We start from the raw sequence: 12893 nt of genomic DNA on the forward strand, positions 1-12893 counted from the left end.
CGCTGTGTCGATGATTCGCTCGCTGTCGCTCGCTCATGCCGGTGCGCCTTCCATGAGGGACCCCGCCATGACGAGGTCGAGCACGGTGTTCTCGTCCAGTTCGCCGGCCGGGGCCTCACGGACCACCCGGCCCTCCCGCATCACCAGCACCCGGTCGGCCAGGCCCAGCACCTCGGGCACCTCGCTGGAGACCAGCAGCACCCCGACGCCGCGGGCGGCCAGATCGCGGATCACCTGGTAAAGCTCGGCACGGGCACCCACGTCCACGCCCCGGGTCGGCTCGTCGAGCAGCAGCAGCCGGGTGTCACCCAGCAGCCACCGACCGACCACCACCTTCTGCTGGTTGCCGCCGGAGAGCGTGCACACCGGCCGCCGTACGTCCCGGGGCCGCAACTCCAGCGACGCGGCGACCCGGTCGGCCTCGGCCCGTTCCCGTCCGGTGTCGGTGAAGCCGAGGCGGGCGTACCGGCTGAACGTGGCGAGCGTGACGTTGCGGTAGATCGGCTCGCCGAGCAGCAGCGCCTGACTCTTGCGCTCCTCCGGCGCCATGCCCATCCCGGCCCGTACCGCGGCGCCCACACTGCCGGGACGCAACGCGCGGCCGTCCACCCGGACCGTCCCGGCGTGCGCCCGGCGCGCGCCGAAGATGGTCTCCAGCAGCTCCGAACGGCCGGAACCGACCAGCCCGGCGATGCCGACGATCTCCCCCGCCCGGACCCCGAGCGAGACGTCGGCGAACTCGCCGTGCCGGGTCAGCCCCTCCACCCGCAGCAGTTCCGCGCCACCCCCGTGGTCGGCCGGGCGCTGCGGGAAGACGTACTCGATGGTCCGGCCGGTCATCCGGGCGACCAGGTCGCGGGTCGGCGTCTCGCGGGCCGGCAGGCTCGCCGCCGTGGTCCGGCCGTCCTTGAGTACGGTGACCCGGTCGCCGATCTCGCGGATCTCCTCCAGCCGGTGCGAGATGTAGATGACAGCGATGCCCTGCGCGGTGAGTTCCCGGATGATCCGGAACAGGTTCGCCACCTCGTCGTGGGCCAGCACCGCGCTCGGTTCGTCCATGATGATCAGCCGGGCCTCGTGGGACAGCGCCCGGGCCATGCTGACGATCTGCTTGCCCGCCGCCGGCAGGTGCCGCACCAGCCGCCCCGGTGGGATCTCCGGGTGGCCGAGCCGGGCCAGGATCTGCCGGGTACGCCGGGCCATGTGCCCCCGCCGGACGAAGCCGAACCGGCGCGGTTCGTGGCCGAGGAACGCGTTCTCCGCCACCGACAGGTCGTCGACCAGGTCGAGTTCCTGGTAGATGGTGGCGATGCCGGCGCGCATCGCGGCCTGCGGGTCGGCGAACGCCGCCGCCTCGCCCCGCCAGAGCACCTCGCCGGAGTCCGGCCGGTGCACCCCGGCCAGCACCTTGATCAGCGTGGACTTGCCGGCGCCGTTCTGCCCCAGCAGGCAGTGCACCTCGCCGGCCCGCACCTCCAGTTGCACGCCGTCGAGCGCGCGTACCCCCGGGAACGTCTTGACCACGTCGGTGAGGCGCAGGACCACCTCGCCCGCGACGGCGTCGGCGGGCGCCTCGACCAGCGGTTCTTCGATCTCGCTCACGCTGCACCGCCCTTCGTTCGCGACTGCGGGGCTCGCAGGAGCGGCTCACTCCTCGCGCTCACCGAGCCCGCCTTCGTTCGCGACTGCGGGGCTCGCAGGAGCGGCTCACTCCTCGCGCTCACCGAGCCCGCCTTCGTTCGCGACTGCGGGGCTCGCAGGAGCGGCTCACTCCTCGCGCTCACGCTGCCTCCCCGAATGCGAGGTCGCTCGCCAGCACGGCGGCGCCGGCGACGCCGGCGCGCGGGCCCAGCTCGGACAGGACGACCGGCAGGTTGCCGGTGGCCAGCGGCAGCGAGCGGCGGTAGACCACGCTGCGGATCTCGGCCAGCAGGATGTGGCCGAGCTGGGCCAGCCCGCCGCCGATCACGATCATCGAGGGGTTGGTGAAGCTGACCAGCCCGGCCAGCACGCTGCCGACCCGCCGGCCGCCGTCGCGGATGAGCTGGATGCAGGTGACGTCCCCCTCGATCGCCCCCTGCGCCACGTCCAGCGCAGTCACCACGCCCCGGGCCGCCAGCCGCTCGGCCAGCGCCGGGGACACCTCGGTGCGGGCCGCGACAGTCGCCTCGCGGGCCAGCGCGGCGCCGCTGAACACGGCCTCCAGGCAGCCGACGTTGCCGCAGGAGCACATCGGACCGTTCGGGTCGACCTGGATGTGGCCGATGTCCCCGGCGCAGCCGTCGGTGCCCCGGTAGACCTCGCCGTGCAGGTAGATGCCGCAGCCGATGCCGGTGCCGATCTTGATGAACAGGAAGTCGTCGACCGAGTGGGCCACGCCGCCGTGCCGCTCGCCGATCGCCATGATGTTGACGTCGTTGTCGACCACCGCCGGGCAGCCGTGCTCGCGGGTGAGCAGCTCGCGGACCGGGAACCGGTCCCAACCGGGCATGATCGGCGGGGAGACCGGCACGCCGTCGCGGAAGCTGACCGGCCCCGGTACGCCGATGCCGACCGCGTCGAGCCGCTCGTACGCGCCGTCCACCTTGGCCTTGTGCAGCAGCTCGTTGACCCGCTGGAGCGTCACCTTCGGGCCGGAGCGGATGTCGGCGGGCTCGGTGTAGGCGGCCACCGTCTCCAGCCGGCCGTTGACCACCTCCACGTCGATCGAGCTGGCGCCCAGGTCGACGGCGGCGAACCGCAGGTGCTGGCTCAGCTCGACGAGTGTGGAACGCCGCCCGCCGCGGGAGGCGGCAAGCCCGGCCTCGGCGACGTATCCGAGGGAGACGAGGCGTTCCAGCTCGGCGAGCAGGCGCGGGCGGGGCATCTGGAGCCGGTCGCCGAGCTCGGCGCGGGACACCGCGCCCTCGTCCCGGAGCAGCCGCAGAAGCCGTACGTGCAGGGGGTCGAACGTCCGCACCGGCAGTCACCTCCGCATCGGAAGTCCGTCACATCGACGACGGCGATGTGTGTTGTGTCCGACACAGTAGAAGTCTTCCGGGCCGCGTGTCCATAGCTTCGGCACGTCTGATGCAAACTTTTGTCCATACGAACAAAAGCGAGTTCCAGATCATGAAAACGCGCCGCCCCACCCGGGGTTCTTCCGGGCGGGGCGGCGCGTTTTCGGGTCGGATGCGTTCTCGGGGGTCGGACGCGTTCTCGGGTCAGCGGGAGGGCGCGCGCCCCTTCTTGCGCAGCTTGCGGTCGTCCCGCAGCTCGACGTAGGGCTCCTCGTCGGCCGGGTGCCCGGCCGCGATGGCCCGACTGCGCTCCAGCTCGGCGTCGAACTCCGCACCGAGCAGGATGGCGATGTTGCTCAGCCACAGCCACACCAGGAAGATGATCACGCCGGCGACCGCGCCGTACGTCTTGTTGTACGAGCCGAAGTTGCTGACGTAGAGCGCGAACAGTCCGGACACCACCAGCCAGAGCACCACCGCGAGCACGCCGCCGGGGCTGACCCAGCGGAAGCCGCCGTGCCGGGCGTTCGGCGAGGCCCAGTAGAGGATCGCGAACATCAGGCTCACCAGCACCAGCAGCACCGGCCACTTGGCGATGTTCCACACCGTCACGGCGGTCCCGCCGAGCCCGATCGCGTCTCCCGCCTGCTCGGCCAGCCCACCGGTGAACACCACGATCACGGCGCTGATCAGCAGCATCACGCCGATCACCGCGGTCACGCCGAGGCGTACCGGCAGCGTCTTCCAGATCGGCCGCCCCTCCGGCACGTCGTAGATGCTGTTCGAGGCGCGCATGAACGCGGCGACGTAGCCGGAGGCCGACCAGAACGCCGCCACCAGACCGACGATCGCCGCGATGCTCGCCAGCCCGCCGGACTGGCCGGCCTGGTCGATCGCGCTCTCGATGATGCGACGGATGTTCTCCTCCGGCACCGCCTGCCCGACGGTGTCCCGCACCCCCTCGGTGGCCCGGTCGCCGAGCAGGCCGAGCACCGAGATCAGCACCAGTACGCCCGGGAAGATGGAGAGCACACCGTAGTAGGTGAGCGCGGCGGCCCAGTCGGTCAGGCTGTCCTCCTGGAACTCCCGCACGGTCCGCTTGAGGGTCGCCATCCAGCCCGTGGCCGACAGGTCGGCCGGGCTGTCCGGCCCGTCGTCCGGCCCCACCGGCCCGGTGCGCTTCCGCCCGCCGGGCCGGTCCTGCCCGGCGCGGGCTTCGTTGCGCGTGGCGCGGGCGTCCTCGCGCCCGTCACGGGTGTCGTCGTGGGCGTCGTCGCGGGCAGCCATGGCACCTCCTCGTCGTCATGTCGTCCCGCACGACATGCCCTGACGAGGGCAGCGATAACCGCCGCACCCGCAAACCGGCCACTCGGCCGCCGACGGCCCGTCCCCGCCGCGTTCCCTGCCGGCCCGTTCCCCGGCCGAGACCTGCCCTCGACTCCCCCGTACCCACCCGCTCTCCACGGCCCGCGCCCTGTCGCCGCCTCCCCGTGGGGACCTTCCGCCCGCTCGCCGCCTTTGCTCTGCACCCATGCGCGCGGCAGACACGCTCCGTAACCATGTGCGCCAATGGGTGCAGAGCAGAGGCGGCGGGGACAACGCTCCCACCGCCACCCGACCACTCCCCGCCCGAGATCCCTGCGACCCGCCGCACCACCGCCACCGCCAATCGCCACCATCTCGACGATCGTCACGACGAGTGGAACGTCATGGGTGCCAAACGGGGCCGGAAGCGCCCATGACGTTCCACTCACCGAGGGGCGGCCACCGGCGGACCGCCGGCCCGGCGCGGAAGCGGGCGCGGCGTACGGGCGGCGAAGGCCGGTGCGCTGAAGTGACGCGTGATCCGTCTTTCGATGCCACCACCTCGGGGAAGTGGAGATGATCGTGGAACGCGACACGGCGAACGCGCCCTCCGGCCTTTCCCCGTCGGGTGAGCGCGGCGCTCGCGAGCGCGCCGGACCCGGCGCGACGGGCGCCGGCCAGCGCGGGCCACCACCGAGGACGCACCCACCTGAGTGGACACGTTGCGTGACGACAAGCACCGCGAGCACGCCCGTTCTTCATCGTTGTAAGCGATATCGGAGAGAGCCGCGAGAGACCGCCCTCCACCATTGCGAAACGGTTTCAAGAAAAATGTGCCGCGAGTGAGCGAACCTCCATTCCGTCACTCATTGCAATCACGATCGGCAATGTTCCCAACACGCGCGCTATTCGCGTATCGTGCCCCCTCGTGCCGCCCGTTCGCCCGTCCGACGCGATTCCCCCCAAACCCCGGCCGCCGTCCGGCGGACGACCGGGGTCCGACGTGGACGCCGAGGTGGTGTCGCTGCCGCCGGACGAGGGAAGCGTCGGCGGACCCGAGTGGGCCGACGACGGGCCGGGCGACACCGGAAGCCACAAGGAGCAGACCCCGGAACAGGCCCACCAGGACGCCCGCGACCTGGCCGCCCGGTTCGAGGAGGAGAAGCCGGGGCGGGTGCTCGCCGGACCGGTCGGCGTCCTCTTCACCGGGATCACAGTCGCGGTCGGACTGCTGACGCTCTGGCAGGTGTTCTTCCCGCTGGCCCAGGGCAGCAAGTACTACCTGATCTTCTTCCTGGCCGGCGTCCTGCCGATCGTGTTCCTCGCGTACCCCTCGGGCGTGCGGCTGCGGCGCGCCGGGGCCGACGCGGACGACCGGCGCGGACCGACGCCCGTGGACTGGCTGCTGGCCCTCGCCGCGCTCGTGGTCTGCCTCTACCCGGTGCTGCCGGTCACGATCGGCGCCGGTGGCGGCGGGTACGACGCCTTCCTGGACCGGCAGGGCCTGCTGGATCCGCTGGACGTGGCGTTCGGCACCGGACTGCTGCTCCTGCTGCTGGAGGCGTGCCGGCGTACCACCGGATGGATCCTGCCGGCGGTCTGTGTGCTGTTCCTCGGGTACGGCTACTACGGCGGGCTGCTGCCGCAGTCCTGGCCGGTGGCGCACGCGGGCCTCGACTTCGGGCAGCTCGTCGACGCGTTCTACAACTCCGACAGCGGCTTCTACGGCACGCCGCTGGACGTGGCCGCCTCGTACATCGTGCTGTTCACGATCTACGGCGCGGTGCTCGACCTGTCCGGCGCGGGCCGGTTCTTCGTGGAACTGTCCGCCGCCGCGTTCCGCCGCTCCCGGACCGCCGCCGGGCGCACCGCCGTCGCCTCGGGCTTCCTGCTCGGCACGGTCTCCGGCTCCGGCGCCGCCACCACAGTCAGCATCGGTGCGGTGACCTGGCCGATCCTGCGCCGCGCCGGCTACCCGGCGGAGCGGGCGGGCGGCATGCTCGCCGCCGCGGGCGTGGGGGCGATCCTGTCGCCGCCGACGCTCGGCGCCGCCGCGTTCATCATCGCCGAGTACCTGGGCGTGTCCTACCTTCAGGTGCTCGGCTGGGCCACCGTGCCGACGATCCTCTACTACCTGGGCATCCTGCTCTCCGTCGAGATCGACGCCCGGCGCTCCGGCGTGCGGCCGGTGGTCATCGACACCGGCTCGGCGTGGCGGCTGCTGGCCCGCTTCGGCTACCACTTCCTCTCGCTCTTCGTGATCATCGTGGTGCTGGCGCTCGGCGCGTCGGCGATGCGCGCCGTGGTCATCGCCACCGCGATCGCGGCCGTGCTGTCCTTCCTGGACCGGCGGCACCGCCTCACGCCGGCCCGGCTGGTGGCGGCGCTGCGCGACGGCGTACGCGGGGTGCTCGCGGTGAGCGCCGTCTGCGCCGCGGCCGGCATCATCACCGCCACCACCACGAAGACCGGCCTCGGGCCGCAGGCTGCCTCGCTGCTGATCAGCGGCGCGCAGGCGGTCAGCTCGGAGCCGGCAGTGGTGTTGGCGCTGACCGCCGTGCTCGCCGCCGTCGCGCTCAGCCTGCTCGGCCTCGCCGTGCCGGTCACCGCCTCGTTCGTCATCGGCTGGGTGATCATCGGCCCGGCACTGCTGAACCTGGGGGTCGAAGCGCCCGCCGCGGCCATGTTCGTCTTCTACTTCGCGGTGCTGTCCGAGGTCTCGCCGCCGACCGCGCTGGCCGCTGTCGCCGCCGCCGCTGTCACCGGCGGCCGGCTGGTGCCGACCATGTGGCAGACCCTGCGGTACGCGCTGCCGGCGTACCTGATCCCGCTGGCCTTCGTGATCACACCGACCGGCCTCGGCCTGCTCGGCATCGGCGGGCCCGGGCGGATCGTGACGGCCGGCCTGGTGTCGGCGCTGGGCGTCGCGGTGCTGGCGGTCGCGGCCGGCGGCTGGCTGCCCGGTGTGGGCCCGGCCGGCGTGCCGGAGCGGATCGTCGGCGCGATCGCCGGGCTGGTGCTGCTCTGGCTGGAACCGCTGCCCATGGCGATCGGCGCGGCGCTCGCCGCGCTCGCGGTCGCGGGCGTGTACGTCCGACGTGGCGCCGCCGGACACCCCGGCCGCCCGGCGGTCGAAGAATCCGTGGACCTTGGGGAGGAGAGAGAGTGGGACGGATCGACGCGAGGATAGTGGCGGGTGTCGGGGCACTTGTCCTGGTCGCCGCCGGTGCCGCCGGCTGCGGGGGCCGTCAGGACGGCGCGGCGAAGGACGACGCCGCACGCGAGGTCAGCTGCAAGGTCACCAAGGACACCCGGGTCGGCATCGCCACCGGCAACGCCACCGGCGTCTACTACGTGGTCGGCAACGCGCTCGCCGGTGAGCTGAGCAAGAGCACCGACGGGAAGCTGACCGGGACGGCCGCCGAGACCGGCGCCTCGGTGCAGAACGTCGAGCAGCTCGTCGCCGGCCAGTACGACGTGGCGTTCTCCCTGTTCGACACCGCCGTCAACGCGGTGCAGGGCAAGGGGAGCTTCAGCTCGCCGCAGCCGGTGAAGGCGCTGGCCCGGATCTACGACAACTACACGCAGGTGGTGGTCCGCGCCGACGCGGGGATCACGTCGGTGGCCGACATGAAGGGCAAGAAGATCTCCACGGGCTCGCCGAAGTCCGGTACCGAGGTCATCGCCAACCGCCTGCTCACCGCCGCCGGGCTGGACCCGGCCAAGGACATCCAGGCGCAGCGGCTGGACCTCACCAAGACCGTCGACGGCATGAAGGACGGCAGCATCGACGGCTTCTTCTGGTCCGGCGGCGTGCCGACCGGCGGGGTCACCGACCTGTTCACCACCTCCGGCGACAAGGTGAAGTTCGTCGACATCAGCCCGCTGCTGCCGAAGATGGCCGAGCTGAACCCGGCGTACCAGGCGGGCACCATCGGCAAGGACATCTACCGGACCCCGGCCGACGTGCCCACCATCGTGGTGCCGAACGTGCTGCTGGTGCGCGACAACCTGGACGCCGACGTGGCCTGTGCGATCACCCGGACGGTCTTCGACTCCAAGGATGCCCTGGCTCAGGCGAACCCGGCGGCGAAGGGCATCGACCTGGGCAACGCCCGCAAGACCGATCCGGTGCCGCTGCACCGGGGCGCGGAGCGGGCGCTGAGCGACCTCGGCGCGAGCTGACCTGAACGGGCCGGGCCCGGACGCGCGTCCGGGCCCGGCCCACCGACCCGACCCGGAGACCCCCGTGCCGCTGCCCCACCCGGCCCGCGTACGCCGGCATCACCGCTCCGCGGACCGCACCGGACACCTCCGCTCGGTCCGCGTCCAACTGCTGGCCCCGATCCTGGTGGCCACCGCCGGCCTGGTCGTGCTGGGGGCGGCGCAGACCGGCGCCGCGCTCGACGCGTCCACCGACGCCGACCGCGCCCGCGTGCTGGCCGGCACCGCCACCGCGACCGTACGGCTGGTGCACGAGCTGGAACGCGAACTGGGCGAGACGGCCGCGTTGCGCCAGCGCGGCGGTACGTCGGGCCGCCCGCTCGTGGACGCGCAGCGCCGCCGGGTGGACACGGCGGTGGACCGCTACCGCTCGGCGCAGGGTGACGCGCGCCGGGCCGCCCCGAACCTGGCCGGGGTGCTGGACGACGCGCGCGGACGCCTGGATCAGCTCACGCCCACCCGCGAGCTGGCGCTGGCCGGCGAGCGCGGCGACCCGGCGTACGTGTCGCTCGTGGAGTCGCTGCTCGCGGTCGCGGACGCGTTGCCGAGCCAGCTCCGCGACGCCGACCTGGCCAACCAGGCGCGCGAGGTGGCAGCGGTGGCCGCCCAGGAACACCTGTCCGCGCTGGAGCGCGACCTGCTGCGGGCGGTGTTCGTCAGGGGTGGCCTGCAAAGTGGCGAACTGGCCCGGCTGGGCCGGCTGCGGGGCGCCCGGGAGCAGCGGCAGGCCGAGTTCCTGCGCATCGCCTCCGACCCGGCGAACAAAGCCTGGTACCGCCTGGTCGACGGCACCGACGTGACCACTGCCCGCCGGATACGTGACGCAGTGCTCGACTCCGACGGCGCGCCGGGCACGGTGAAGACCGACGGTGACGCCTGGTACGTGGCGCAGAGCGGCGCGATCCGCCGGTACAACCTGCTCGGCCGGGACCTGTCCGACGGGCTGGACCGGGACGCGGCGGACCTGGCCGGCGAGGCCCGGCTGCGCGCCGTGCTGACCGCGGGCGCGACGAGCACCGTCGCGCTCGGCTCGCTGGTCACCGCCGTGCTGCTGGCGGTCCGCACCAGCCGCCGGTTGCGCCGGCTGCGGGTGGCCGCGCTCACCATGGCGAACCGGGAGCTGCCGGAGCGGATCACCGCTATCGCGGCGGGCGAGGGAACGCCGGCGGAGGGTGCGGCGACCCGGATGACCGACGGGATCAGGCGGGGCCGCGACGAGGTGGCGCAGGTCGCCGAGGCGTTCGACACGGTGAACCGGGCCGCGTTGCGGCTGGCCGGGCAGCAGGCCGAGTTGCGGCTGGACGTGACCCGGATGGCGGAGGCGCTGGCCCGGCGCATCCGGACGCTCATCACCCGGCAGCTGCGGCTGCTCGACGACTTCGAGCGCGAGGAGACCGACCCGGACGCGCTGGCCCGGCTGTTCGCGCTGGACCACCTCGCCGCCCGGTTGCGCCGCAACGGGGAGAACCTGCTGGTGCTGGCCGGCGGCGAGCCCGGCCGGGGGCACGAGGGCGCGTTGCTGCTGGAGGACGTGGTGCGGGCGGCGGCCTCCGAGATCGAGGACTACCCGCGGGTGGAGATCGACGTGCCGATCGCCGCGGTGCACGGCGCGGCGGCCGGCAACCTGGTGCACCTGCTGGCCGAGCTGCTGGAGAACGCCACCGTCTACTCGCCACCCGAGGCCCGGGTGCTCGTCGACGGCCGGCGCACCGTCGACGGGCTGGTGCTTCGTGTCCACGACCAGGGCATCGGCGTCAGCGAGAGCCGGCTGGCCGAGATCAACGAACGGCTGGCCCTGCCGGCCACGCTGTCCAGCGCCGCGGCGGGCAGCATGGGTCTGCACGTGGTGGCCCACCTGGCCGCCCGGCACGGGATCCGGGTGCAGTTGCACAACCCCGGCACCGGGACGGTGGCGCAGGTCGACGTACCGGAGTCGGTGCTGACCCGGGTCGAGTCGGTGGCGTCCCGGCCGGCGGTCGAGCGGCGACCGCGCGCCGCGGCCTGGTTCAAGTCCGGGCCCGCCGCCCGGTCGGCGGCCGGCAGCCGCAGCCTCGTCACCAGCGCCACGACCGTCGGCCCGGTGCGCGGCGTCGCCGCCGTCCGCACTCCGGGAGGCGCGTTGCTGGCGCCGAGCACGGCGCGGATCCGGCCGGTGAGCGGGCCGCCGACGCCCGTCCCGACCACCGCCGCCGGGCTGCCCCGGCGGCAGGTGGGCGGCCACCTGCCCGGGCCGATGCCGGACGCCACCGCGCCGCCGCCGGCCACCGACCTGCTCGACCCCGAAGTGGTACGTGCCCGGCTGTCCGCCCTCGCCGAGGGGGTGGCCAGCGCGACCCGCCGTGCCCCGAACACCACACCAAACGGGAGAAGACCATGACCTCACCGTCCTCCACCGGCCTGGACTGGCTGCTGGCGAACTTCGCCGAGCAGGTGCCGGACGTCTCGCACGCGCTCGCGGTCTCCGAGGACGGGCTGCGGCTGGCGTCCTCGCCGGACCTCGCCCCCGACCAGGTCGACCAGCTCGCGGCGGTGATCAGTGGGCTGGCGAGCCTGACCGTGGGCGCGGCCCGGCTGATGTCCGCCGGCCGGGTACGCCAGCAGATCGTCGACATGGACGGCGGGGTGATGCTGGTGATGGCGGTGGGTGAACGGGCACTGCTCGGTGTGCTCGCCGCGCCCGGCTGCGACCTGGGCCAGATCGGCTACGAGACGGCGACGCTGGTGCAGCGGGTGGCGGAGGCGCTGGAACCGGCGGTGCGCCGGTGACCGGCCGCTCGGTGCGGCTGCTGGCCGCGCTGATGTCGGCGGTGCTGGTGGCCGGCTGCGCGGCCGAGCACTCCACTCCGGAGGCGTGGCACGGTGGGCGGATCTTCCTGGCCACCGGCAACACCACAGGTGTCTACTACCAGCTCGGCGGCGGGTACGCCGACCTGATCACCCGCCACCTGCCGGGGTACGAGGCGCGGGCGGAGCCGACCGGCGCGTCGGTGGAGAACATCACCCGGGTGGCCAGCGGCGACATGGAGATCGCGTTCAGCCTGGCCGACACGGCGGCGGACGCGGTCGACGGGCGCGGGGCGTTCGACAAGCAGCCGCAGCCGGTGCGCGCACTGGCCCGGGTCTACAGCAACTACACGCACGTGATCGTGCGCGCCGACGGCAAGATCGGCAGCTTCGCCGACCTGCGCGGCAAGCGCATCTCCACCGGTTCGCCGAAGTCCGGCACCGACATCATCGCCGGGCGCCTGCTCACCGCCGGTGGCATCGACCCGAACCGGGACATCAAGCGGTTCAACCTGTCGCTGCCGGAGACGGTCACGAGGATGCGCGCCAAGAGCCTGGACGCCATGTTCTTCTCCGGCGGCCTGCCCACACCCGGCGTCAAGGACCTGCTCTCCTCCGCGCCCGGCACGTTCCGGCTGCTGCCGCTCGACGAGCTGATCGAGCCGTTGAGCGCCCGCTTCGGCGCGGTCTACACCACCGCGACGCTGCCGAAGGAGGTCTACGGCACGCCCGCGCCGACGCCGACCATCACGGTGGCGAACGTGATCCTGGTGGCGGCCGACATGCCGGAGCAGCTCGCGTACGACCTGACCCGGGTGCTGTTCACCTGGCAGGGCGAGCTGATCCAGGTGCACCCGGAGGCGGCGAACTTCAACCGGTCCAGCGCCGCGGCGACCCGGCCGATCCCGCTGCACCCGGGCGCGCAGCGGTTCTACCGCACCGGCTGAGCGCGGGACCGTGCCGCCTCGGCCCGCGCCGGGGCGGCGCCGCGCCTGCTACGGCGTCCAGTCGCGCCGCAGCAGGCCGTAGATCACCAGGTCGGTGAAGCCGTTGCCGTCGTACTCGCGGTCCCGCTGGGTGCCCTCGTGGACGAACCCGCACCGCTCGGCGGTGCGCCGCATGGCCGTGTTGCCGGCGAGCGTCTCGATCTCCAGGCGGCGCAGGTTGCGGTTGCGGAAGCCGTACCGGCAGAGCAGCCGGATCACCTCGGTCCCGTACCCCTGGCCGCGCGCCTCCGGCAGCAGCGTGATGCCGAGGTGGGCGTACCCGTTGAAGGTGTTGATCCCCCACAGCACGCCGGTGCCGAGGAACGTGCCGTCGGCCACGGTCTCGGCCAGCAGCGACACCGGGGCGTCGACGGCCGGCTGCTCGGCGGCGCGCTTCTCCAGCCGGGCCCGGACCTGGCCGACGTGGTGTGGCAGGAACGGCCCGTCGTCGGTGACCAGGTGCAGTTCCGGGTCGGCGTTCAGGCGGAACAGGTCCGGCGCGTCGTCGGGGGTGGGCGTGCGCAGGCGGACCCGGTCGGTGGCGAACATGCCGCGACGCTAACGGCGGGTGGCCGGGCCGACAACCGCATTTGGC

Annotated in this window: 9 protein-coding genes; 5 read left to right on the top strand and 4 right to left on the bottom strand. The window is 73.2% G+C overall.

Annotation, left to right across the window (positions count from 1 at the left end):
* Nucleotides 1-33 precede the first annotated feature (33 nt).
* The 3 genes from Q3W68_RS26770 to Q3W68_RS26780 all read right to left on the bottom strand — a co-directional run bounded on the left by Q3W68_RS26770 (nt 34) and on the right by Q3W68_RS26780 (nt 4286).
* Nucleotides 34-1602 carry a sugar ABC transporter ATP-binding protein gene (locus tag Q3W68_RS26770; protein ID WP_302908083.1) on the bottom strand — a complete coding sequence of 523 codons (1569 nt, stop codon included), beginning with the start codon at nt 1600-1602 and terminating at the stop codon, nt 34-36.
* 178 nt (nt 1603-1780) lie between these two features.
* Nucleotides 1781-2959: an ROK family protein gene (locus Q3W68_RS26775; RefSeq protein ID WP_302908084.1), complete on the bottom strand. Its 1179-nt coding sequence runs from the start codon at nt 2957-2959 to the stop codon at nt 1781-1783.
* A 244-nt stretch (nt 2960-3203) separates the two neighbouring features.
* Nucleotides 3204-4286, bottom strand: a complete 1083-nt coding sequence (locus tag Q3W68_RS26780) for a YihY/virulence factor BrkB family protein (protein ID WP_302908085.1) — start codon at nt 4284-4286, stop codon at nt 3204-3206.
* Between the two features lie 1021 nt (nt 4287-5307).
* Here Q3W68_RS26780 and Q3W68_RS26785 point away from each other — a divergent pair.
* From Q3W68_RS26785 to Q3W68_RS26805, 5 genes are all read left to right on the top strand, one after another.
* The gene (locus Q3W68_RS26785) at nt 5308-7494 is read left to right on the top strand and encodes a TRAP transporter fused permease subunit (protein WP_302908086.1); all 2187 of its coding nucleotides are present in this window, start codon (nt 5308-5310) and stop codon (nt 7492-7494) included.
* Nucleotides 7470-8489, top strand: a complete 1020-nt coding sequence (locus Q3W68_RS26790) for a TAXI family TRAP transporter solute-binding subunit (RefSeq protein ID WP_302908087.1) — start codon at nt 7470-7472, stop codon at nt 8487-8489. Before Q3W68_RS26785 ends, Q3W68_RS26790 begins: the two co-directional genes overlap by 25 nt.
* A 64-nt stretch (nt 8490-8553) precedes the next feature.
* Nucleotides 8554-10905, top strand: coding sequence for a nitrate- and nitrite sensing domain-containing protein (locus Q3W68_RS26795; protein WP_302908088.1), 2352 nt, complete (start codon nt 8554-8556; stop codon nt 10903-10905).
* Complete coding sequence (locus Q3W68_RS26800) at nt 10902-11294, top strand: roadblock/LC7 domain-containing protein (protein WP_018787377.1); 393 nt, start codon at nt 10902-10904, stop codon at nt 11292-11294. The genes Q3W68_RS26795 and Q3W68_RS26800 overlap by 4 nt, the downstream gene beginning before the upstream one ends.
* Nucleotides 11291-12259: a TAXI family TRAP transporter solute-binding subunit gene (locus tag Q3W68_RS26805; protein WP_302908089.1), complete on the top strand. Its 969-nt coding sequence runs from the start codon at nt 11291-11293 to the stop codon at nt 12257-12259. Before Q3W68_RS26800 ends, Q3W68_RS26805 begins: the two co-directional genes overlap by 4 nt.
* Before the next feature lie 48 nt (nt 12260-12307).
* On the opposite strand, the gene Q3W68_RS26810 is transcribed toward Q3W68_RS26805, so the two are convergent.
* The gene (locus Q3W68_RS26810) at nt 12308-12847 is read right to left on the bottom strand and encodes a GNAT family N-acetyltransferase (RefSeq protein WP_302908090.1); all 540 of its coding nucleotides are present in this window, start codon (nt 12845-12847) and stop codon (nt 12308-12310) included.
* Between the last annotated feature and the right edge of the window lie 46 nt (nt 12848-12893).

The sequence above is a fragment of the Micromonospora sp. C28ISP2-4 genome (assembly GCF_030519385.1).
GTDB classification, from domain to species: Bacteria; Actinomycetota; Actinomycetes; order Mycobacteriales; family Micromonosporaceae; genus Micromonospora; species Micromonospora tulbaghiae.